Raw genomic sequence first — 24,721 nt, 5'->3', positions numbered from 1 at the left:
GGCAGATGACGGGAAGCTGCGCGAATACCTCAAGCGCGTGCTGGCGGACGCCCGCCGCTCCCAGAAGCGGATCCGCGAACTGGAGGCCGAGAAGTCGGAGCCGATCGCGATCGTCGCGATGGCCTGCCGGCTCCCGGGCGGGGTGTCGTCCCCGGAGCAGCTGTGGGATCTGGTGGAGCACGGGCGGGACGGGATCACCGGCTTCCCGGTGAACCGCGGCTGGGACCTGGCCAACCTGTTCCATCCGGACCCCGACCACCGGGGCACCAGCTACGTGCGCGAGGGCGGGTTTCTGCACGATGCGGGGGAGTTCGACGCGGCCTTCTTCGGAATCTCCCCGCGCGAGGCGGTCACGATGGATCCGCAGCAGCGCATCATGCTCGAGCTCTCCTGGGAGGCGTTCGAACGGGCGGGAATCGACCCGACCGCATGGCGCGGCAAGGACGTCGGTGTCTTCTCCGGCTTCGCGGGCAGCGACTACGGGTCCGGGCTCCCGGAGCTGCCCGAGGCCCTGGAGAGCTATCTGATGACCTCCGACGCCGGAAGTGTGCTCTCCGGCCGGATCTCCTACACCCTCGGTTTCGAAGGCCCCGCGGTCACGGTCGACACCGCCTGCTCCGCGTCGCTGGTGGCCCTCCACCTGGCGGCACGGGCCCTCCGGGCCGGAGACTGCTCGATGGCGCTGGCCGGTGGCGTCACCGTCCTGGGCACACCTCGTGCGTTCATCGGCTTCTCCCGCCAGCGCGGACTCGCCGCCGACGCACGCTGCAAGGCATTCGCCGCGGCGGCGGACGGCACCGGCTTCTCCGAGGGCGCGGGCGTGCTGCTGCTGGAGCGGCTGTCGGACGCGGAGCGGAACGGCCATCGGGTGTTGGCGGTGGTGCGGGGCAGTGCGGTGAATCAGGATGGTGCGTCGAATGGGTTGACGGCGCCGAATGGTCCGTCGCAGCAGCGTGTCATCCGTCAGGCGCTGGCCAACGCACACCTCACCCCGTCCGAGGTGGACGCGGTGGAGGCCCATGGGACGGGCACGGCGCTGGGCGATCCGATCGAGGCCCAGGCGCTGCTGGCCACCTACGGCCAGGGGCGACCGGAGGACCGTCCGCTGTGGCTGGGCTCGCTCAAGTCCAACATCGGCCATACACAGGGCGCGGCGGGCGTGGCCGGGGTCATCAAGATGGTGATGGCGCTGCGGCATGGGGTGTTGCCGAGGACGTTGCATGTGGATGAGCCTTCGCCGCAAGTGGATTGGTCGTCCGGTGCGGTGGAGCTGTTGACGGAACGGCGGGTGTGGCCGGAGGTGGACCGTCCTCGTCGGGCCGGTGTGTCGGGGTTCGGGGTGAGCGGGACCAACGCCCACGTGATCCTTGAGCAGGCCCCGGAAGCGGCCGTGGAGGCGGCGCCGGTGGTGGAGGCGCCGGATGGCGTGGTGCCGGGTGGTGTGGTGCCGTTGGTGGTGTCGGGGCGGGGGGAAGCGGCCTTGCGGGCCCAGGCGCGGCGGATGCTGGACTTCGCCGAAGCCCATCCCGAGGTGGGGGTGGCTGAGCTGGGGGCCGCGTTGGGTTGTGGTCGGGCGGGGTTGTCGGATCGTGGGGTGGTGGTGGCGGGTGGTCGTGAGGAGTTGTTGGTGGGGTTGGGTGGGTTGGTGCGGGGTGAGGGGGGTGTGGGTGTGGTGTCGGGTTCGGTGGTGCGTGGTCGGTTGGGGGTGTTGTTTGCTGGTCAGGGGTGTCAGCGGGTGGGGATGGGGCGTGGGTTGTATGAGGTGTTCCCGGTGTTCCGGGATGCGTTTGATGTGGTGTGTGAGGTGTTGGATCGGGAGTTGGGTGCGGGTGGTGTGGTGGGTTCGGTGCGGGAGGTGGTGTTCGGGGGTGGGGGGTTGTTGGAGCGGACGGTGTTTGTTCAGGCGGGGTTGTTTGCGGTGGAGGTGGGGTTGTTCCGGTTGGTGGAGTCGTGGGGTGTGGTGGTGGATGTGGTGGGTGGGCATTCGGTGGGTGAGGTGACGGCGGCGTATGTGGCGGGTGTGTTGTCGTTGGAGGATGCGGCGGTGTTGGTGGCGGCGCGGGGTCGGTTGATGGAGGCGTTGCCGGAGGGTGGGGCGATGGTGGCGGTGGCTGCGGGTGAGGATGTGGTGCGGCCTTTGTTGGTGTCGGGGGTGGATATCGCGGCGGTGAACGGGCCTGCGGCGGTGGTGCTTTCCGGTGATGAGGGGCCGGTGTTGCGGGTGGCGGGGGAGTTGTCGGATCAGGGGTGTCGGACGAGGCGTTTGGCGGTGTCGCATGCGTTCCACTCGGGGCGTATGGAGCCGATGCTGGAGGAGTTCCGGCGGGTGGTGGAGGGGCTGTCGTTCTCGGCGCCGGAGATCCCTCTGGTGTCGAATGTGACCGGGCGGTTGGCGGATGCGGAGGTGGTGTGTTCGCCGGAGTATTGGGTGGAGCATGTGCGTTCGGCGGTGCAGTTCGCGGACGGTGTGCGGGCGCTTGCCGAGTACGGGGTGAGTACGTATCTGGAGCTGGGCCCCGATGGCACGCTGTCCGCGATGGGCCGCGAGTGCCTGGACGACGGGCAGGCTGCCTTCGTACCGGCCCTCCGCCGGGAGGGCGACGAGACTCGTGCCTTCGTCACGGCGCTGGCCAGCTGCCATACGCGTGGTGTGCACATGGACTGGGCGGCGGTGCTGGGCGGGGCGCGTAACGGATCGGTTGACCTGCCGACGTATGCGTTCCAGCGGGAGCATTACTGGTTGGTGGGGGACGGGCGTGGAGCTGGCGATGTGGCGTCCGCCGGGTTGGCGGGTGTGGGGCATCCGTTGTTGGGTGCGGTGGTGGAGGTGCCGGGGTCGGGTGAGGTGTTGTTCTCCTCGCGGTTGTCGTTGGGGTCTCATCCGTGGCTGGCTGATCATGTGGCTGCGGGTGCGGTGTTGTTGCCGGGGGCTGCGTTTGTGGAGTTGGTGGTGCGGGCTGGTGATGAGGTGGGCTGCGGTGGGGTGGAGGAGTTGGTGATGGAGGCTCCGCTGGTGTTGGCGGAGGGCGCGGCGGTGCAGGTGCGGGTGAGTGTGGGGGAGGCCGACGACACTGGTCGGCGCCCGGTGCGGGTGTACTCGCGGGCGGAGGACGCCGGGGCGGGCGCTGCGTGGGTGCGGCATGCCACGGGGACGTTGTGTCCCCCGGAGGGCCTGTCCGCTCCCGACGCGGGGCTGTCGGTGTGGCCTCCGGCCGGTGCGGTCGCGGTGGATCCGGCGGAGGTGGAGGGCCTGTACGACGGACTGGAGCGGGCTGGGTATCGGTATGGGCCGGTGTTCCAGGGGGTGCGGGCGGCATGGCGGCTGGATGGTGCGGTGTATGCGGAGGTGGCTCTGCCGGAGGACCATCAGGCTCAGGGGGCGGGGTTCGGACTCCACCCGGCACTCCTCGACGCGGCCATGCACGCGGCCGCCTTCCAGCACCGTGCGGAGCGCGCCGACCGGTGGACGGCGCTTCCCTTCGTCTGGCGTGATGTGGCGCTGTACGCCACGGGTGCCACGGCCTTGCGGGTGCGGGTGGTCCCCACCGGAGAGGACACGCTGACCCTGGACCTGGCCGATGAGACCGGCGCTCCGGTGGCTTCGGTGGGTTCGATGGTGTCCCGCCCGGTCGAGCCCGGGCAGTTCAAGACCGCCTCGACACATGACCGTCTGCTCCGCCCGGGCTGGGAGGAGGCGGCGCTGACGCCGGACGGCACCACGCTGGGCACGGTGCGGGTGACCACGGCTGAGGACGTGCGCGCACTGGCCGAGCGCGGTGATCGGTTCGGCGCCATGACGGTCGAGGTGACCGATGCCGGAAGTGTGCGTGAGCTGACCAGCCGCGTACTGGAAGTTGTCCAGGCGTGGTCGACCGAACCCGCTTTGGACAGCACTCGATTGATCGTGCTGACCACGGGCGCGGTCGCCGTCGACCCGGGTGAGCCGGTCGACCCCGCCATCGCCGCCGTCTGGGGGCTGGTCGGCACCGCGCAGTCGGAGAACACCGGGCGCATCCTGCTGATGGACATCGACAACGAGCCGTCGTCGTACGCGGCACTGAGCACCGTCGTCCCCGCTCTGTTCGCGGCCGACGAGACCCAGGCCGCCATCCGTGCGGGAACGTGCTTCCTGCGGCGGCTCACCCATGTCGTGGATGCGCCCGAGTCCGGTCCGGGTGGTTTGGCGGGCGTGGGCGGGACGGTGTTGGTGACCGGTGGTACGGGGGCGTTGGGTGCGGTGGTGGCGCGGCATCTGGTGGCGGTGCATGGGGTGCGGAGTGTGGTGTTGGCGAGTCGGAGTGGGCCTGGGGCCGCTGGTGCCGCCGAGTTGGAGGCGGAGCTGGTGGGGGCCGGTGCGCGGGTGCGGATCGTCGCGTGTGATGTGGCGGACCGGGACGCGGTGGCCGGGCTGCTGGATGCCGTCCCCGAGGATGCTCCGCTGTCGGCGGTGGTGCATACGGCCGGTGTTCTGGATGACGGTGTGCTGACCGCCTTGACCCCGGAACGTATGGACGCGGTGTTCCGGCCGAAGGTGGACGGGGCGCTCCATCTGCATGAGCTGACCCGGGAGCTGGAGCTGTCCGCGTTCGTCCTGTTCTCCTCCGCCGCTGGAACCTTCGGCAGCTCAGGACAGGGCAACTACGCCGCGGCCAACGCCTACCTCGACGCGCTCGCACAGCACCGGGCCGCCCAGGGGCTTCCCGCGACCTCCCTCGGGTGGGGTATGTGGTCCCACGACGCGGGGATGACCGCCCAGCTCGGCGATACCGACCACCGCCGACTGGCACGCGACGGCCTCACCGCGCTGTCCGCCGCAGAGGGCATGGAACTGTTCGACACCGCGCTGCGTACGGGCGAGCCCACGGTCCTCCCCATCAAGCTGGACCTCGGCGCACTGCGGGCCCAGGCCGCCACCGGGTCGGTGCCGCCGCCGCTGCGCGGGCTGGTCCCCCAGCCCCGGCAGCCCCGGCAGCAGGCCCGATCGGCGCATGGCCACGACGCCGACACGCTCACCGCACGACTGGCCGGGGCGGGCTCCGCGGACCGGCAGGCGATCCTTCTCGACCTGGTCCGGCAGGAGGCGGCGTATGTGCTCGGCTACACCTCGGTCGGCCGTATCGGCCCCGATGCCGCCTTCACCGATGTCGGCTTCGACTCGCTCACGGTGATAGAGCTACGGGACCGGCTCCTCGCCCGTACCGCACTGCGGCTCCCCGCCACGTTCGCCTTCGACTTCCCCACGCCACAGACCCTGGCGGACCATCTGAACACCCGCCTGGGCGCCGACACCACCCAGGACCCGGTGCTGGCCGAAGTGGCGAGGCTCGAAGAACTGGTGGCCGCCAGGCCACCGGGTGGCGCCAAGGACACGGGCGCGGCGGCTCGGCTCCGGGCCCTGGCGGTCAAGCTCAGCGCCGATGCCTCCGGGCCGGCCGGAGGCGCCGATATCGAAGCGACGCTCGACGCGGCGTCGGTCGACGACGTACTGGCCTTCATCGACGACGAGTTCGGAATCGTGGAGCCGTCGGATTCCGACCGCGCCTACGAGTGAGAAGGGGAAGGTGACCTCCGGTGGACAACGACGAGAAACTGGTCCGGTACCTCAAGCGGGTGACCGCGGACCTGCACCAGGCGCGGCAACGGCTCACCGAGATCGAGGCCGAGCGGTCGGAACCGATCGCGATCGTCGGGATGGCGTGCCGGTTGCCGGGCGGGGTGACCACGCCGGAGGGGCTGTGGGACCTGGTGGCGTCCGGTGGCGATGCGGTCGGTGGGTTTCCGGAGGACCGTGGCTGGGATCTGGAGAACCTCTTCGACCCGGATCCGGATCACCCGGGCACCAGCTATGTCCGCGAGGGTGGTTTTCTGCGCGACGCGGGGGAGTTCGACGCGGGATTCTTCGGGATTTCGCCCCGCGAGGCACTGGCGATGGATCCGCAGCAGAGGTTGCTGCTGGAGACGTCGTGGGAGGCGTTGGAGCGCGCCGGAATCGACCCGACGGCCCTGCGCGGTAAGGACGTCGGCGTCTACTTCGGCACCCTCAACCAGGACTACGCCACGGACGTGGACTCGGTGCCCGAGGGTGTCGAGGGCTATCTGATGACGGGCAGCTCGGCGAGTGTACTCACCGGCCGGGTCGCCTATGAGCTGGGGTTCGAGGGCCCGGCGATGACGATCGACACGGCGTGCTCCTCATCACTCGTGGGTGTGCATCTGGCCGCGCAGGCGCTGCGGTCGGGCGAATGCTCGATGGCGCTGGCCGGAGGGGCCACCGTCATGTCCACCCCCAGCGCCTTCGTCGGCTTCTCGCGACAGCGCGGAATGGCGGTCGATGGCCGGTGCAAGTCGTTCTCGGCGTCGGCGGACGGTACGGGGTGGGCCGAGGGTGTGGGTGTGCTGGTGTTGGAGCGGTTGTCCGATGCTGAGCGACGTGGCCATCGGGTGTTGGCGTTGGTGCGGGGCAGTGCGGTGAATCAGGACGGTGCGTCGAATGGTTTGACGGCGCCGAATGGTCCGTCGCAGCAGCGTGTCATCCGGCAGGCGTTGGCGAGTGCGGGTCTTGTGGCGGCGGATGTGGATGCGGTGGAAGGGCACGGCACGGGCACCACGCTGGGTGATCCGATCGAGGTCCAGGCATTGATGACGACCTACGGCCAGGATCGGCCTGAGGGGCGTCCGTTGTGGTTGGGGTCGTTGAAGTCGAATATCGGTCATGCGCAGGCGGCCGCGGGTGTGGCTGGTGTGATCAAGATGGTGTTGGCGTTGCGGTGTGGGGTGTTGCCGAGGACGTTGCATGTGGATGAGCCTTCGCGGCAGGTGGATTGGTCGGCGGGTGCGGTGGAGCTGCTGGCGGAGCAGCGGGTGTGGCCGGAGGTGGGTCGTCCTCGTCGGGCTGGTGTGTCGGGGTTCGGAGTGAGCGGGACGAACGCTCACGTGATCCTTGAGCAGGCCCTGGAAGCGGCTGTTGAGGCGGCGCCGGTGGTGGAGGCGCCGGGCGGTGTGTCGTCGGCTGGCGTGGTGCCGTTGGTGGTGTCGGGCTCTGACGGCTCGGGGCTGCGGGGCCAGGCCCGGCGGTTGCTGGACTTCGTTGAGCGACGGCCGGACGCGGATTTGGGCCATTTGGCACGGTCATTGGCGGCGTCGCGGGCGGGGCTGTCGGAACGTGCGGTGGTGCTGGCGGGGGACCGGAGTGAGGCCATGGCGGGGCTGGCGGCCCTGGCCGGAGGTGAGGTGGCCGATAGCGATGTGGTGGGCAGGGCGGACGCACAGGGCCGGGTGGCGTTCGTCTTCCCTGGCCAGGGGGCGCAGTGGGTGGGGATGGGGGCGGAGTTGTTGGAGTCTTCGCCGGTGTTCGCGGAGGCGATCGGTGAGTGTGAGGTGGCGTTGTCGGCGTATGTGGATTGGTCGTTGAGGGACGTGTTGTGTGGGGTTGGGGGTGTGCCGGGTTTGGATCGGGTGGATGTGGTGCAGCCGGTGTCGTTTGCGGTGATGGTGGGGTTGGCGAGGGTGTGGTTGGCGGCTGGTGTGGTGCCGTCGGTGGTGGTGGGTCATTCGCAGGGGGAGATTGCGGCGGCGTGTGTGGCGGGTGGGTTGTCGTTGGAGGATGCGGTGCGGGTGGTGGTGTTGCGGAGTCGTGCGGTGGCGGCGGGGTTGTCGGGTCGTGGCGGGATGGTGTCGTTGGCGGTGGGTGTGGCGGAGGCGGAGAGGCTGGTTGAGCGGTGGTCGGGGCGTATCGAGGTGGCGGCGGTGAATGGGCCGTCGTCGGTGGTGGTGGCCGGTGAGATGGAGGCGTTGCGGGGGTTGGTGTTGGAGTGCGAGGCGGCGGGGGTGCGGGCGCGGTGGGTTGATGTGGATTACGCCTCGCATACGGCGCAGGTGGAGGCGGTCGAGGGGGAGTTGGCCCGGTCGTTGGCGCAAATTCGTCCGGTGCCGTCTCATATTCCGTTCTTTTCGACGGTGGAGGCTGGGTGGCTGGACACGGCCGAGCTGGACGCCGGGTACTGGTACCGGAATCTGCGGAGCACCGTGCGTTTCGCGCCGTCGATCGACCGGTTGATCGAGGAAGGCTTCGCGGCGTTTGTCGAAGTGAGCGCGCATCCGGTGCTGACGATGAGCATCGAGGCGGCGGCGGAGCAAGCGGACGCCGGGCCGGTCGTGGCGACTGGGACGCTCCGCCGGGATCAGGGCGATATGCGTCGCGTGCTCACTTCCCTGGCCGAGGCATACGTACGCGGTGTCCCCGTCAGTTGGACCGCCCTGCTGGGTGACATCCCGGCGCGGGCCGCGTTGGATCTGCCGACGTACGCCTTCCAGCATCAGCACTACTGGCTGGGACGGCGAGGCGAAACCGCGGACGCCGCCGCGCTGGGACTTGCGGGGGCCGACCACCCGCTGTTGGGCGCCGTCACCGAGCTGCCGGAGTCCGGGGGACTGCTGTTCAGCTCCCGACTGTCGCTGCGTACGCATCCCTGGCTGGCCGACCATGCGGCGGCGGGCACGGTGCTGCTGCCGGGATCGGCGTTCGTGGAGCTGGCGGTGCGCGCCGGTGACGAGGTCGGCTGCGGTGTCGTGGAGGAGCTGGTCGTCGAAGCACCGCTCACGCTGCCCGAGCGCGATGGTGTGCAGGTGCGGGTGAGCGTCGGCGCACTCGACGACTCCGGCCGACGCCCGGTGGCAGTGCACTCACGCGGCCAGGACGGCGGCACGGACACCCCCTGGACTCGCCACATCAGCGGCACCCTTGCCCAGGAGACCCCCGATGAGCTGGGCGCGGACCTCACGCAGTGGCCCCCCACGGGGGCCGTGGCGGTCCCGGAGGAGCGGGTGCGCGGCATCTACGAGGAGCTGGAGGCGAACGGCTACGGATACGGCCCGGCCTTCCGCGGTCTGCGGGCTGCGTGGACGCGAGGTGACGAGGTCTTCGCCGAGGTGGCCCTGCCCGATGAACTGTCGGCCGAAGCCACCGCGTTCGGGCTGCATCCCGCACTGTTCGACGCGGCCCTGCACGCCACCGCGTTCCCTGACCGCGCCGACGCCCAGGCGGGGCCCAGCCTGCCGTTCGCCTATCGCGGAGTGTCCCTGCACGCCACCGGGGCTGCGGCACTGCGCGTACGTATCACGCCCAACGGCAAGGAAGGGATGGGCCTTCGGCTGGCCGATCCGAGCGGGGCGGCGGTCGCGGTGGTCGAGTCGCTCGTATCGCGGCCGATGCCGGCGGCGCTTCTGAACCCCGCCACCCGGACGTGCATGGACCAGATGTTTCTCGTGGGGTGGGAGGAGCTGCGGGTCGGCGCCATCGCCGACACACCACTGGACACCGTCTCCGTGCACACCGCGCAGGACGTACGGCAGTTGGCCTCCCGAGTCGACGCACCCCCTGCCGCCGAGTCGGCCGAAGCGCCACCGGTGCTGTTGTACGAGATCGGCTCCGGTGATGCGGTGAGCGATGACACCAGCGTGGCCGCCGTACATGAACTGACCGGCCAGGTGCTGGATGTGCTCCAGACATGGCTGACCGAGCCCACGCTGGAGGACACGCGACTGGTCGTGGTGACGCAGGGAGCCGTAGGAGTGCGGGACACCGATCCGATCGACCCGTCCGTGGCGGCGGCCTGGGGGCTGGTCGGCACCGCGCAGTCGGAGAACCCCGGGCGGATCCTGCTCATCGACGTGGACGACACACCGGCCTCCGCCAAGGCGCTGCCAGCCCTTCTGCCCACCCTGCTCACCGGAGACGAACCACAGCTCGCACTGCGCGGAGGCGTCTGCCATCTACGTCGTCTGACCCGGGCGACGGCCGACGAGTCACTGGTGGCGCCGGAGGGCGAGCCCGCGTGGCAGCTGGGCACCCGCGGTCCGGGAACGCTGGAGGGTCTGGCACTGCTGCCGTCGCCGAATGCACTTGCGCCACTGGCCCCGGGCCATGTCCGGATCGAGACTCGTGCCGCGGGACTCAACTTCCGCGATGTGCTGATGGCATTGGGCATGTACCCCGGGGAGATCAGCATCGGCAACGAGGGCGCTGGTGTGGTCACGGAGGTCGGCCCGGGTGTCACCCGCTTCGCTCCGGGTGACCGGGTCATGGGGCTCTTCGAGGGCGCGGGCGGGCCCATCGCCGTCGCCGACTGCCTCACCCTCGTCCTGATGCCGGAGGGGTGGTCGTTCGAGCAGGCGGCCGCGGTCCCCTGCGCCTTCCTCACCGCCTACTTCGGGCTGCGGGATCTGGCGGGGCTGGAGCGCGGGGAGTCGGTTCTGATCCATGCCGCCGCCGGTGGTGTCGGCATGGCCGCGGTGCAGCTGGCCCGGCATTGGGGCGCCGAGGTCTACGGCACGGCCAGCCCGGCCAAGTGGGACGCGGCGCGGGCCACCGGTGTACCGGACGGACGGCTGGCCAACTCCCGCACGCTGGAGTTCGAGCAGCGATTCCTGGAGATGACCGGCGGCCGTGGCTTCGATGTGGTGTTGGACGCCCTCGCCGGAGACTTCGTGGACGCCTCACTCCGACTGCTGCCCAGCGGCGGTCGGTTCATCGAGATGGGCAAGAGCGATATCCGGGACGCCGAAGAGGTGGGCGCCCAACACCCCGGTGTGGCCTACCGGGCGTTCGACCTGGCCGAGGCGGGTGGCGAGCGCATCCAGCGGATGCTGATCGAGCTGGTCGACCTCTTCGAGAAGGGGGTGCTGACCCCGCCACCGGTGACCGTATGGGACATCCGGCGTGCCCCGGCCGCCTTCCGCTTCATGAGCCAGGCGCAGCACATCGGCAAGAACGTGTTCACCCTGCCGCGCCGGCTGGACTCGCGGGGCACCGCGCTCATCACGGGTGGCACCGGATCGCTGGGCAAGGTGGCCGCCAGGCGCCTCGTGGCCGAGCACGGCGTACGGAATCTGGTGCTGACCAGCCGGAGCGGGGCCCAGGCCGCCGGCGCCGCCGAACTGGAGCGGGAGCTGACCTCACTCGGCGCACGGGTACGGATCGCCGCCTGTGATGTGGCGGACCGCGACGCCTTGGCCGAGCTGCTGTCCTCACTGCCCGCGGATGCGCCGCTGACCGCCGTGATACACAGCGCCGGCGCGCTGGACGACGGTGTGATCACCGCCTTGACCAGCGAGCGGCTGGACACGGTCTTCGCCCCGAAGGTGGATGCCGCACTTCACCTGCACGAGCTGACCCGACACCTGGATCTGGCGGCCTTCGTCCTCTTCTCCTCGGCCGCGGGGACGCTGGGCAGCTCGGGGCAGGGCAGCTATGTGGCGGCCAACGCCTTCCTGGACGCCCTGGCACATCGGCGCCGCGCGCAGGGTCTCCCGGGAATCTCACTCGCCTGGGGGCTGTGGGCACAGGGCGCTGGCGCCGGGCTCACCGGTCACCTCACCGACGCCGACCAGCGGCGCATGGCGCGCGGAGGAGTGGCCGGACTGTCGGAGGGTGAAGGCGGCGAGCTGTTCGACACCGCACTGCACATGCCCCATCCGGTGGTCCTTCCCATGAAACTGGACCTCGGAGCGCTACGGGCCCAGGCCACCACCGAACCGGTGCCACCGTTGCTCCGTGGCCTCGTCCGGCAGCGTCGGCGCACCGCGCGGACCGCCGCCGACCTGGACGCCTTCACCCAGCGCCTGACCAGGGCCACGCCCGAGGAGCAGGAGCAGATCCTGCTCGACCTGGTCTGCCGGGAAGCGGCTCGGGTACTGGGCCACGCCTCCGCCCACGCCATCGGGCCGGATCTGGCGTTCAACGAAATCGGCTTCGACTCCCTCACGGCGGTGGAACTGCGCAACCGGTTGGCCAACCACACCGGAATACGCCTCCCGGCCACGCTGGTCTTCGACTATCCGACGCCCACCGCCCTGATGCGCCACTTGCGGACGAAGCTCTGCCCGGACGCTCCGCCCGCGCAAAGCCCCACCGACAGCGAGGAGGGCCTGCGCCGCGCGCTGGCCAGGACACCAGTGAGCCGCTTCCAGGAGCTGGGCATCCTCGACACCCTCATGGCGCTGGTCCGGGAATCCGAGGGGGAGCAGCCGGTGGACGGGCCATCGGAGGAGGGGCGGACACCGGAAGAGCAGTCGCCGGAAGAGCAACCGGCCGCCGGCATCGCCGATATGGATGTCGCCAGTCTGGTGCAACGAGCCATGAGCAAGGCCGGGAAGTAATGTCGGTTCGGAATGCGGAGGCCGGGATGACCACTCCCGAAGCGAAGGTCGTCGAAGCGCTGCGTGTCACGCTCATGGAGAACGAGCGGCTCGAGCGGGAGAACGCCGACATACGCCGTGGCCTGTCGGAACCGATCGCGATCGTCGGGATGGCGTGCCGGTTGCCGGGCGGGGTGACCACGCCGGAGGGGCTGTGGGACCTGGTGGCGTCCGGTGGCGATGCGGTCGGTGGGTTTCCGGAGGACCGTGGCTGGGATCTGGAGAACCTCTTCGACCCGGATCCGGATCACCCGGGCACCAGCTATGTCCGCGAGGGTGGTTTTCTGCGCGACGCGGGGGAGTTCGACGCGGGCTTCTTCGGGATCTCGCCGCGTGAGGCGCTGGCAATGGATCCGCAGCAGCGCATCATGCTCGAGACCTCCTGGGAGGCGTTCGAACGGGCCGGGATCGACCCGACCGCGCTGCGTGGCAAGGACATCGGAGTCTTCTCCGGGGTGACCTACCACAGCTACGGCTCCGGGGCGCGGGTCCCCGAGGAGCTCGAGGCGGTGATGGGCACGGGCACCTCGGCGAGCGTCTTGTCGGGGCGGGTGTCCTACGCACTCGGCTTCGAGGGCCCGTCGGTCGCGGTGGACACGGCGTGCTCCTCGTCACTGGTGGCCTTGCACTTGGCCGTACAGGCGCTGCGGTTGGGCGAATGCTCGATGGCGCTGGCCGGAGGTGTGACCGTCATGGCCAACCCCGGTATCTTCGTCGGCTTCTCGCGGCAGCGCGGGATGTCCAAGGACGGCCGTTGCAGGGCGTTCGCGGCAGCGGCGGACGGCACCGGCTTCTCCGAGGGCGCGGGCGTGCTGCTGGTGGAGCGGTTGTCGGATGCCGAGCGGAATGGGCATCGGGTGTTGGCGGTGGTGCGGGGTAGTGCGGTGAATCAGGATGGTGCGTCGAATGGTTTGACGGCGCCGAATGGTCCGTCGCAGCAGCGTGTCATCCGGCAGGCGTTGGCGAGTGCGGGGCTGGTGGCTTCGGATGTGGATGCCGTCGAGGCGCATGGGACGGGCACGGCACTGGGTGACCCCATCGAGGCGCAGGCGCTCTTGGACACGTATGGCCAGGATCGGCCTGAGGGGTGTCCGTTGTGGTTGGGGTCGTTGAAGTCGAACATCGGTCATACGCAGGCGGCTGCGGGTGTGGCTGGTGTGATCAAGATGGTGTTGGCGTTGCGGTATGGGGTGTTGCCGAGGACGTTGCATGTGGATGAGCCTTCGCGGCAGGTGGATTGGTCGGTGGGTGCGGTGGAGCTGCTGACTGAGGAGCGGGTGTGGCCGGAGGTGGGTCGTCCGCGTCGGGCTGGGGTGTCGGGGTTCGGGGTGAGCGGGACGAACGCTCACGTGATTCTTGAGCAGGCTCCGGAGCCGTCGGGAGACGCGGAACCGGTCGTGGAGGCGCGGGGCGGTGTGGTGCCGTTGGTGGTGTCCGGGCGTGGTGGTGCGGGGTTGCGGGGACAGGCGGAAAAGTTGCTGGCGTATGTGCAGGCTCATCCAGATTTGAGTGTTGGGGAGTTGGGGGCGGGGCTGGCCGCTGGTCGGGCGGCGTTGTCGGACCGTGCGGTGGTGGTGGCGGGCGATAGCGGCGAGGCGTTGGCGGGGCTGGGCGCGGTGGCGGAGGGTACGCCGGGTGGTGTGGTGGGGAAGGCGGATGTCCGGGGTCGGGTGGCGTTCGTCTTCCCTGGTCAGGGGGCGCAGTGGGTGGGGATGGGGGCGGAGTTGTTGGAGTCTTCGCCGGTGTTTGCGGAGGTGATTGGTGAGTGTGAGGTGGCGTTGTCGGCGTATGTGGATTGGTCGTTGAGGGATGTGTTGTGTGGGGCTGATGGCGCTCCGGGTTTTGATCGGGTGGATGTGGTGCAGCCGGTGTCGTTTGCGGTGATGGTGGGGTTGGCGCGGGTGTGGTTGGCGGCTGGTGTGGTGCCGTCGGTGGTGGTGGGTCATTCGCAGGGGGAGATTGCGGCGGCGTGTGTGGCGGGTGGGTTGTCGTTGGAGGATGCGGTGCGGGTGGTGGTGTTGCGGAGTCGTGCGGTGGCGGCGGGGTTGTCGGGTCGGGGTGGGATGGTGTCGTTGGCGGTGGGTGTGGCGGAGGTGGAGGGGTTGGTTGAGCGGTGGTCGGGGCGTATCGAGGTGGCGGCGGTGAATGGGCCGTCGTCTGTGGTGGTGGCCGGTGAGGTGAAGGCGTTGCGGGAGTTGGTGGCGGAGTGTGGGGGCGCGGGGGTGCGGGCGCGGTGGGTTGATGTGGATTACGCCTCGCATACGGCGCAGGTGGAGGCGATCGAGGGGGAGTTGGCCCGGTCGTTGTCGCGGGTGAGGCCGGTGTCCTCACGTATTCCGTTCTTCTCCACGGTGGCGGCGGAGTGGCTGGACACGGCGGAGTTGGACGCCGGGTACTGGTACCGGAATCTGCGGAGCACCGTGCGCTTCGGGCCGTCGATCGACCGGTTGATCGAGGATGGCTTTGCGGCGTTTGTTGAGGTGAGCGCGCATCCGGTGCTGACGATGGGTATCGAGGCGGCGGTGGAGCGAGCGGACGTTGGGCCGGTCGTGGTGACCGGGACGCTCCGCCGGGACGAGGGTGATATGCGTCGGGTGCTCACTTCCCTGGCCGAGGTGTACGTACGCGGTGTCCCCGTGAACTGGACCGCCCTGCTGGGCGACATCCCGGCGCGCGCCGCGTTGGATCTGCCGACGTACGCCTTCCAGCATCAGCACTACTGGCTGAAGAACGCCATTCCCACCGATGCGGGAGCCATCGACGATCAGCTTCCGGGCCTGGTCGAACTGCCCGCCGAGACCGGCGCCTTGACCGCTCGCCTCCTTGGGGAGTCCACGCAGGAACAGGAACGCATCCTGCTGGAGACCGTCCGCCAGGAGACCGCGAGCGTCTTGGGCCACTCCTCGCTGGACGCCATTGAACCGGACATGGTGTTCAACCAGATCGGCTTCGACTCGGCCACCGCAGTACAGCTGCGAAACCGTCTGAACGCGCTCACCGACCGGACTCTGCCGACCACCCTGCTCTTCGACTACCCCACGCCCCTGATTCTCGCCGACTTCCTGCGTGACGAACTCATCGGGGATACGGCGGCCCCGGAGGGGGTGCCGGGGGATGTGTCGACCGAGCCGGTGGCGATTGTGGGCATGGCGTGCCGGCTGCCGGGTGGCGTCTCCACCCCGGAAGAGCTATGGGACCTGGTGCTTCAGGGGCGGGACGGGGTCAGCGACTTCCCCGTGAACCGTGGCTGGGATCTGGAGAATCTGTTCCACCCGGACCCGGACCACCCCGCTACCAGCTATGCGCACCAAGGCGGATTTCTGCACGACGCCGGGGAGTTCGACGCGGGTTTCTTCGGGATCTCACCACGCGAGGCACTGGCCGTGGACCCGCAACAACGTCTGATGCTGGAAACCTCGTGGGAAGCGCTGGAACGCGCCGGGATCGACCCGACCACGCTGCGGGGCAAGGACGTCGGTGTCTTCTCCGGTGTGACGTACCACAACTACGGCTCGGGCGTGGAGCCGGTTCCCGCCGAGCTCGAAGGCATGCTGGGGCTCGGCGCCTCGGCGAGCGTGCTGTCAGGGCGGGTGTCGTATGCGCTCGGCTTCGAGGGGCCGTCGGTCGCGGTGGACACGGCGTGCTCCTCGTCCCTGGTGGCGTTGCACTTGGCGGCGCAGGCGTTGCGAGCGGGCGAGTGCTCGATCGCCCTTGCCGGTGGGGTCACGGTGATGCCGACTCCCGGTATCTTCATCGCCTTCTCGCGGCAGCGCGGCATGTCGGTCGATGGCCGGTGCAAGTCGTTTTCGGCGTCGGCGGACGGGACGGGGTGGGCCGAGGGTGTGGGTGTGCTGGCGCTGGAGCGGCTGTCGGACGCGGAGCGGAACGGCCATCGGGTGTTGGCGGTGGTGCGGGGCAGTGCGGTGAATCAGGATGGTGCGTCGAATGGGTTGACGGCGCCGAATGGTCCGTCGCAGCAGCGTGTCATTCGGCAGGCGCTGGCCAGTGCGGGTGTGTCGGCGGCCGAGGTGGATGTGGTCGAGGCACATGGCACGGGTACGGCGCTGGGCGATCCCATTGAGGCGCAGGCGGTGTTGGCCACGTACGGTCAGGACCGTGATCGGCCGTTGCTAATGGGGTCGTTGAAGTCGAATATCGGTCATGCGCAGGCGGCCGCGGGTGTGGCCGGTGTGATCAAGATGGTGTTGGCGTTGCGGCATGGCATCGCTCCTCGGACGTTGCATGTGGACGAGCCGACCTCACAGGTGGATTGGTCGGCAGGCGCGGTGGAGCTGTTGACCGAGGAGCGGGTGTGGCCTGAGGTGGGTCGTCCGCGCCGGGCTGGAGTGTCCGCGTTCGGGGTCAGTGGCACCAACGCCCACGTCATCCTGGAACAGGCGGCGCCGACGGCGACCGAGTCGGCCGATCCGGCGCTGTCCTGGCCGAAGGGCGTCCCTGTGCCGCTGGTGGTGTCCGGCCGAGGCGCCGCGGCGCTCGCCGCCCAGGCGCAACGGCTACGGACCTTCGTAGCCGACGAGCCGCACCTCGACTTGAGCGAACTCGGCTACGCGTTGGGTTGTGGTCGGGCGGGGTTGTCGGATCGTGGGGTGGTGGTGGCGGGTGGTCGTGAGGAGTTGTTGGTGGGGTTGGGTGGGTTGGTGCGGGGTGAGGGGGGTGTGGGTGTGGTGTCGGGTTCGGTGGTGCGTGGTCGGTTGGGGGTGTTGTTTGCTGGTCAGGGGTGTCAGCGGGTGGGGATGGGGCGTGGGTTGTATGAGGTGTTCCCGGTGTTCCGGGATGCCTTCGACGCGGTGTGTGAGGTGTTGGATCGGGAGTTGGGTGCGGGTGGTGTGGTGGGTTCGGTGCGGGAGGTGGTGTTTGGGGACGGGGCGTTGTTGGAGCGGACGGTGTTTGCTCAGGCGGGGTTGTTCGCGGTGGAGGTGGGGTTGTTCCGGTTGGTGGAGTCGTGGGGTGTGGTGGTGGATGTGGTGGGTGGGCATTCGGTGGGTGAGGTGACGGCGGCGTATGTGGCGGGTGTGTTGTCGTTGGAGGATGCGGCGGCGTTGGTGGCGGCGCGGGGCAGGCTGATGGAGGCGCTGCCGGAGGGTGGCGCGATGGTGGCGGTAGGGGCGGGTGAGGACGCGGTGCGGCCTCTGTTGGTGTCGGGGGTGGATATTGCGGCTGTGAACGGGCCTGCGGCGGTGGTGCTTTCCGGTGATGAGGGGCCGGTGCTACGGGTTGCGCGCGATTTGTCGGATCAGGGGTGTCGGACGAGGCGTTTGGCGGTGTCGCATGCGTTCCACTCGGCGCGTATGGAGCCGATGCTGGAGGAGTTCCGGGAGGCGATCGCCGATCTGTCGTTCGCCGCGCCCGCGATTCCTCTGGTGTCGAATGTGACCGGGCGGTTGGCGGATGCGGAGACAGTGTGTTCGCCGGAGTATTGGGTGGAGCATGTGCGCTCTGCCGTGCGGTTTGCGGATGGTGTGCGAGCACTCGCTGACTATGGTGTGGGCACCTATCTGGAGTTGGCGCCGGATGCGGTGTTGTCCGCGATGGTGGGTGATTGCCTGCCGGAAGGGTCGGCTGCTGAGAGTGTGGTGGTGCCGTCGTTGCGGCGGGAGGGCGACGAGCCCCGTGCGCTGATGACCGCCATCGCTCAACTGTATGTGGCAGGCGTACACCTCGACTTCGGTGCCCTGTTCGGTGCCACGGTTCTGCCCGCCCATATTTCGGCTCTGCCGACGTATGCGTTCCAGCGGGAGCATTACTGGTTGGTGGGGGACGGGCGTGGAGCCGGCGATGTGGCGTCCGCCGGGCTGGCGGGGGTGGAGCATCCATTCCTGGGCGCGATGACGGAGGTGCCCGGGTCGGGTGAGGTGTTGTTCTCCTCGCGGTTGTCGTTGGGGTCTCATCCGTGGCTGGCCGATCATGTGGCTGCGGGTGCGGTGTTGTTGCCGGGTGCGGCGTTTGTGGAGTTGGTGGTGCGGGCTGGTGATGAGGTGGGCTGCGGTGGGGTGGAGGAGCTGGTGATGGAGGCTCCGCTGGTGTTGGCGGAGGGCGCGGCAGCGGCACAGGTGCGGGTGAGCGTGGGGGAGGTCGAGGAAGACGGTCGGCGCGCTGTGCGGGTGTATTCGCGGGCGGAGGACGCCGGTGTGGGTGCTCCATGGGTGCGCCACGCCACCGGGACGTTGTGTCCCCCGGAGGGCCTGTCCGTTCCCGACGCGGGGTTGTCGGTGTGGCCTCCGACGGGCGCGGTCGCGGTGGATCCGGCGGAGGTGGAGGGCTTGTACGACGGCCTGGAGCGGGCTGGGTATCGGTATGGGCCGGTGTTCCAGGGGGTGCGGGCGGCATGGCGGCTGGATGGTGCGGTGTATGCGGAGGTGGCTCTGCCGGAGGAGCATCGGGTCCAGGCGGCGGGGTTCGGGCTTCATCCGGCACTCCTCGACGCGGCCATGCACACCATCGCCTTCCACGACGGAGACGAAGTCGATGCGGAGCTCGTGCTGCCGTTCGCCTATCGAGAGGTGGCGTTGCATGCCTCGGGGGCCTCGGCGCTGCGAGTACGCGTAACACCGTCCGGCCCGAACACCATGACCCTCGACCTGGCCGATGACTCCGGGGCCCCGGTTGCCTCGGTGGGCTCGGTGGTGTCCCGTCCGGTCGGCGCCGAGCACTTCGGCACGGCGGCGACGGCGGACCGGATGTTCCGCGTCGCATGGGAAGAACTGTCGATTCAGCCGGACGGCACGACCGCGGAACCCGTACCGGTGGCCGATGCCGAGGACGTACACCGTCTGGTCACGACGCCAGAGACCTCACCGCCCGATGTGCTGTTGCTGGACCTGGGCGGTGGTGTCGGCGGTGGTTCGGCCGACGTACGCGAGCTGACCGGACGGGCGTTGCGCGTCGTCCAAACGTGGCTGGAGGAGCCCTCGTTGGCGTCGAGTCGGCTGGTCGTGGTGACGCGGGGCGCCATGGCCGTCCGGGAGACCGATCCGGTCGATCCGGCGATGGCAGCGGTATGGGGGCTGATGGGATCCGCACAAGCGGAGAACCCCGGGCGCATCCTCCTCCTCGACATCGATCAAGGGACGATACCGACCCCGCTACTGCCCGCGCTGCTCGGCGGTGACCAGCACCAACTGGCCCTACGCGACACCACCTGCTTCACCCGCCACCTCATCCGTGTGCTGGATGTGCCGCAGTCCGGTCCGGGTGGTTTGGAGGACGCGGGTGGGACGGTGCTGGTGACGGGTGGTACGGGGGCGTTGGGTGCGGTGGTGGCACGGCATCTGGTGGCGGTGCACGGGGTGCGGAGTGTGGTGTTGGCGAGCCGGAGTGGGCTTGAGGCACCCGGCGCCGCCGAGTTGGAGGCGGAGCTGGTGAAGGCGGGTGCGCGCGTACGCATCGTCGCGTGTGATGTGGCGGACCGGGACGCGGTGGCCGGGCTGCTGGACGCCGTCCCGGCAGACGCTCCGTTGTCGGCGGTGGTGCATACGGCCGGTGTTCTGGATGACGGTGTGCTGACCGCGTTGACCCCGGAACGTATGGACGCGGTGCTCCGGCCGAAGGTGGACGGAGCACTCCATCTCCACGAGCTGACCCGGGACCTGGGCCTGTCCGCGTTCGTCCTGTTCTCCTCCGCCGCCGGCACCCTGGGCAACGCGGGTCAGGGCAACTACGCCGCCGCCAACGCCTACCTCGACGCGCTGGCCCATCGACGCCGGGCCCAGGGGCTGCCGGCAGTATCCCTCGCCTGGGGCGTGTGGCGGCAGGCCGCGGGAACGGGGATGACCGGCCGTCTCGGCGATGCAGAGCAGCGCCGGATGACACGCGGCGGGGTGGCCCCCTTGTCCCCGGCCGAGGGCATGGAGCTCTTCGACACCGCGCTGCGTATGGCCGAACCCACGGTCCTCCCCATCAAACTGGACCTCGGTGCGCTCCGCGCCCAGGCCGCCACCGGGGCGGTGCAGCCGTTGCTGCACCGGCTGGTGCCACCGGTCCGCCGAGCCACTCGCGCCACGGCCGAGCAGGGCCTGGTGACCGGCCGGCTGGCGGGCGCGACCCCCGAGGAGCGGGAGCGGATCCTGCTGGAGATGGTCCAGCAGGAGGCCGCCCGGGTCCTGGGACACTCGGCGGCCGCCACGCTCGATCCCGATGTGCTGTTCACCGAGATCGGCCTGGACTCCCTGATGGCGGTGGAACTACGCGATCGCCTGGCCAAGCGCACCGCGCTGCGGTTGCCTCCCAGCTTTGTCTTCGACCACCCCACCCTCCGGATGCTGGCCCGGCAGCTGTGGGACGAGCTGGAGAAAGCCGATACGGACGCTCCCGCCGCATCCGCCCCGACTCCCGCATCCGCCGAAACTCCCGCATCCGCCCCAACCGCCGGAGCCACCCCGTCACCCGGAGCCAGCCTGCCACCCGCTCCCACCCCGCCTTCTGGGGTCGCCCAGGAGTGAGCCCTGCCCAGCCCAGCACAACTCCACTCGGCAGACCGGCACCGACCGAAGCGGCAAGAAAGGGATCGCACATGTTCAGCACGGACACGTACCTGGCGCATCTGGGGTTTCCCCAGCCGCCCGCCCCCACCCTGCCGAACCTCCGGCAGTTGCACCGCGGCCATCTGATGGCGGTCCCTTACGACACCAACCACACCCACCGCCTCAGCGCGGAGAACATGGCCGACATCGATATCGACAAGGCATTCGAGGCTATCGTGCCGACCGGCGCCGGTGGCATGTGTCTGGAGCTGAACACCCTGTTCGCCCAGTTGCTCCGCGAGCTGGGCTATGACCTGGACGTCATCAGCGGAGGCACGTATCTGCCCGGTGACATCTTCGCCCCCGACCCCGAACACATGCTGATGCTCGTCCGTATCGACGGGCAGGAGTGGCTGGCCGATGTGGGGCACGCCGGTCTCTGTTTCACCGAGCCGCTGCGCCTGTCCGAGGAGGTGCAGTGGCAGTACGGCTGTGCTTTCCGGCTGATCCGGCGGGATGGCTATCTCGTGCTCCAGGCCAAGACCCTGGACCACGACTGGCGCACCACCTACCGCTTCACCACCCAGCCCAGGACCTATGACGCCTGGGCCGGGGTCGGTGAGGGCAATGGCCCGGCCATCCTTGCGGCGATGCGCCGACGCAGGCGCGCCATCGACAAGGGGCAGGTCTTCCTCACCAACAACATGTTCACGATCGTGGAGGACGGCCATGAGAAGGTCACCCTCCTCGTCGATCCGGAACGGCGCGCCCAGGTGCTCGACACGTACTGGGACGGTCGCGACTGACCGAGCCGGTGCCGCCATCCCCGTCCCGGCCCGTGGCCGACGACCAGCAGATGAGAGTGATGCGCCATGAAATTCGGTTTGCTGTACGGGGCGCAGCTGCCCCGACCCTGGACCCAGGACTCCGAACACCGCCTGTTCAACGAGATGTTGGACGAGATCGAGCTGGCCGACCGGCTGGGTTTCGACCATGTGTGGTGTCCTGAGCACCACTTCCTGGAGGAGTACTCGCACATGTCCGCGCCGGAGGCGTTCCTCGGCGCGGTCAGCCAGCGCACCAGCCGCATCCGCATCGGCCACGCGGTGGCCCTGATGCCTCCGGCGTTCAATCCGACGGCACGGGTCGCCGAGCGGATCGCCACGCTGGACCTGCTCTCCGACGGCCGGGTGGACTTCGGCACGGGCGAGTCCACCACCCCCACCGAGCTGGGCGGATTCGGCGTGGAGCGCTCCGTGAAACGGGACCAGTGGGCGGAGGCGGTGGACGCCGTCGCCCGGATGTTCGTCGAGGAGCCCTTCGCCGGATACGAAGGCAAGTACGTGTCCGCCCCGATCCGCAATGTGCTGCCCAAGACCCGGCAGAAGCCACATCCGCCGATGTGGATGGCCTGCGGAAACCGGGACGCGATCCGCACCGCGGCCGCCAAGGGGCTCGGCGCGCTGAACTTCTCCTTCTTCGGGCCGGCGGAGACCAAGAAGTGGGTCGACGCCTACTACTCGGGCATCGAGTCGGCGGACTGTGTGCCCGCCGCGTTCGCCGTCAACGCACAGATCGCCGCGACCATCCCGATGTTCTGCCACCGGGACGAGACCACGGCCGTGGAACGCGCCGTCGACGGCGTCCAGTTCTTCAACTTCGGCCTCGGCTTCTACGCGGGCTTCGGCACCGCCGCACCGGCCCGCACCCGGCTGTGGGAGGAGTTCCAGCGCGATCGCGACAAGCACGGCATGGGCCGCTCCTCCTTCGGCAAGCCCGGAATGCCGCTGGGCAATCCGGCCCGGGGCGCGGTGGGCACTCCGCACCAGATACGCGACTTCCTGCGGCTGCACGAGGAGGCCGGACTGGACCAGGCGATCTTCCTCGTCCAGGGCGGTGGCACCCGGCACGAGCACATCCGCGAATCGCTGGAGCTCTTCGCCAATGAGGTGATGCCGGAGTTCAAGGAGCGCGATGAGGCCGCCGTACGGCTGAAGACGACCCGGCTCCAGCCCGCCATCGACGCCGCCATGGCCCGGCGCGAGCCGCCACGGACGGCCGACCCCGACTACATCATCCCCGCCCGGAGCCAGAGCTGACATCCCGCGCGTCCGGGCGCCACTTCGACCAAGGAGAACGCGGTACCGCCATGGCTGACACCCCCGAAGAAGAACTCCGCATCCTCGACCCGCAGTCCGTCGCGCAGGAGCTGCGCAAGCACGGCCCGCCTCGGCAGATCACGATGCACGGCACCACGGCGTGGCTCGTCTCCCGGTACGAGGAGGTCCGGGACTGTCTCGGACACCCCGGAATGAGCCCGGCCGCCGCCTACGCCGCCTCCCAGGGCCAGACCAATCCGGTGAGCGGGTTGTTCGAGGACACGGTGGCCGGTACCAATCCGCCCCAGCACACCCGGCTGCGCAGGCTGCTGGCCAAGGCGTTCACGGTACGCAGAGTGGAGAGTCTGCGGCCACGGGTGCGGGAGATCACCGACACACTGCTGGACCGGATCGCCGTCGACGGCCGTGCCGACCTCGTCAGCGCGCTGGCCATTCCGCTGCCCATGCAGGTGATCTGCGAACTCCTCGGTGTGCCCATCGCCGACCGCACCGAATTCCACCAGTGGGCCGATCTGATGCTCACGCCCCCGCTGGACCCGGACACCGCCGCGCGTTCCCAGGACGCCTCCGCCAAGCTGTGGACGTATATGGAGGACCTCGCCGAGGCCAGGCGGAAGGCCCCGGAGGACGACCTGATCAGCGATCTGATGTCCGCACACGAGGACGACCGGCTCAGCCACCGCGAGGTGGTCGCCACCGCCCGGATGATGCTGATCGCGGGGTACGAGCTGACCGGCAGCTTCATCAGCAACGCGGTTTTCTCGCTGCTGTCCCAGCCGGACCAGATGGAGCTGCTGCGCAAGGACCCCGAGCTGGCCGGGCGCGGTCTGGAGGAGCTGCTCCGGCACGCCGGGCCGGGCATTCTCATCGTGCGTTTCGCCAACGAGGACGTGGAGATCGGCTCCGTATCCATCCGCGCCGGCGACCAGGTGCTCCTGGACATGGACGCCGCACACTCCGACCCGGCGCACTTCACCGACGGCGAGCGGCTGGACCTCACGAGGGACTCGGCCGTACACCTCCAGTTCGGCCACGGCATCCACTACTGCATCGGCGCGCCGCTGGCCAGGGTGGAGGGGCAGATCGCCCTGGAGAGCCTGGTGCGGCGGTTCCCCGGGCTTCGGCTGAGCGTTCCCGCCTCCGAGATCAGCCACAGCAAGAACCCCTTCATCCGCTCGCTGACCGCGCTGCCCGTCGAGTTCGAGGCTCAGCAGCCCGTAGCGGGGTGATCACGGGACGACTGACGACTGAGGATCGGCCAGACCGGTGACCCGCATGGTGATGTTCAGCCGCCCGGACTTCAGTCCGGTGGCCGGGTCACCGGTTCCCGACAGGATCCTGGGGACGGCGTGATAGGCGTAGCGGGAGGGGCCTCCGAAGACGAACAGATCCCCGGAGGCGAGTTCGAGGTCGGTGTACGGCTTGGTACGGGTCTCGGTGTTGCCGAAGCGGAAGACACAGCTGTCGCCGATGGTGAGCGAGACCACCGGGGCGGATGACCTCTCGTCCTTGTCCTGGTGCATGCCCAGCTTCGCCTGGGCGTCGTAGAAGTTGATGAGCGCGGTGTCGGGGGTGTACCCCTCACCGGCCGTCTCGTCGTCGTACGCGTCGACCAGGGCGTGACGGCCCAACTCGACCATCCAGTCGGGGAATTCGGCGACCCGGGCGCCGTTCACATCGTCGGCGGTGCGGGTGTAGGCGTAGGGCTGCCAATGCCAGCCGATGCACACCGTGCGCACCGACATGACGCCCCCGCGCGGCAGCTTGGTGTGCCGGATCGGGACCGGGCCGGTGGCCCAGCCCCGGCAGGCGAGGACCAGCTCCCGCTGCTGTTCGAGGGTGAGCCAGCCCGGCACATGGACGGCGCCGGGGGCCACCTCGAGGCGTGGACGGGGGATCAGGGCGTTCATACGGAGTTCTCCGCGT

7 protein-coding genes are annotated in these 24,721 nt (G+C 69.5%); 6 read left to right on the top strand and 1 reads right to left on the bottom strand.

Annotated features, from left to right (window positions below; translation table 11 throughout):
- Window positions 1-37 precede the first annotated feature (37 nt).
- From AB0E24_RS30630 to AB0E24_RS30605, 6 genes are all read left to right on the top strand, one after another.
- Window positions 38-5,551: a type I polyketide synthase gene (locus AB0E24_RS30630; protein ID WP_435865341.1), complete on the top strand. Its 5,514-nt coding sequence runs from the start codon at window positions 38-40 to the stop codon at window positions 5,549-5,551.
- Between the two features lie 20 nt (window positions 5,552-5,571).
- A complete protein-coding gene (locus tag AB0E24_RS30625) occupies window positions 5,572-12,156 on the top strand; it encodes an SDR family NAD(P)-dependent oxidoreductase (RefSeq protein WP_359381819.1) in 6,585 nt (2,194 codons plus the stop codon).
- 173 nt (window positions 12,157-12,329) lie between these two features.
- Window positions 12,330-20,654, top strand: a complete 8,325-nt coding sequence (locus AB0E24_RS30620) for a type I polyketide synthase (protein ID WP_435865340.1) — start codon at window positions 12,330-12,332, stop codon at window positions 20,652-20,654.
- Window positions 20,655-20,725: 71 nt separating this feature from the next.
- Window positions 20,726-21,481: an arylamine N-acetyltransferase family protein gene (locus tag AB0E24_RS30615; RefSeq protein ID WP_359381815.1), complete on the top strand. Its 756-nt coding sequence runs from the start codon at window positions 20,726-20,728 to the stop codon at window positions 21,479-21,481.
- Window positions 21,482-21,547: 66 nt separating this feature from the next.
- Window positions 21,548-22,774 (top strand): LLM class flavin-dependent oxidoreductase, encoded by a 1,227-nt coding sequence (locus AB0E24_RS30610; RefSeq protein ID WP_093707341.1) that lies wholly within the window; start codon window positions 21,548-21,550, stop codon window positions 22,772-22,774.
- 50 nt (window positions 22,775-22,824) lie between these two features.
- Entirely contained in the window at window positions 22,825-24,024 is a 1,200-nt protein-coding gene (locus AB0E24_RS30605) for a cytochrome P450 (protein WP_206331513.1), read from the top strand.
- On the opposite strand, the gene AB0E24_RS30600 is transcribed toward AB0E24_RS30605, so the two are convergent.
- Window positions 24,025-24,705 carry an alpha-ketoglutarate-dependent dioxygenase AlkB family protein gene (locus AB0E24_RS30600; protein WP_359381811.1) on the bottom strand — a complete coding sequence of 227 codons (681 nt, stop codon included), beginning with the start codon at window positions 24,703-24,705 and terminating at the stop codon, window positions 24,025-24,027.
- Between the last annotated feature and the right edge of the window lie 16 nt (window positions 24,706-24,721).

This window comes from Streptomyces malaysiensis subsp. malaysiensis, assembly GCF_040653035.1.
Taxonomy (GTDB): domain Bacteria; phylum Actinomycetota; class Actinomycetes; order Streptomycetales; family Streptomycetaceae; genus Streptomyces; species Streptomyces malaysiensis.
Note: the sequence above shows the minus strand (reverse complement) of the source record. Positions and strands in the feature narration are given on the sequence as shown.

Coding starts and splice junctions, on each gene's coding strand:
- AB0E24_RS30605 (WP_206331513.1), top strand. CDS start 22,825: ATGGCTGACACCCCCGAAGAAGAACTCCGCATCCTCGACCCGCAGTCC.
- AB0E24_RS30615 (WP_359381815.1), top strand. CDS start 20,726: ATGTTCAGCACGGACACGTACCTGGCGCATCTGGGGTTTCCCCAGCCG.
- AB0E24_RS30610 (WP_093707341.1), top strand. CDS start 21,548: ATGAAATTCGGTTTGCTGTACGGGGCGCAGCTGCCCCGACCCTGGACC.
- AB0E24_RS30600 (WP_359381811.1), bottom strand. CDS start 24,705: ATGAACGCCCTGATCCCCCGTCCACGCCTCGAGGTGGCCCCCGGCGCC.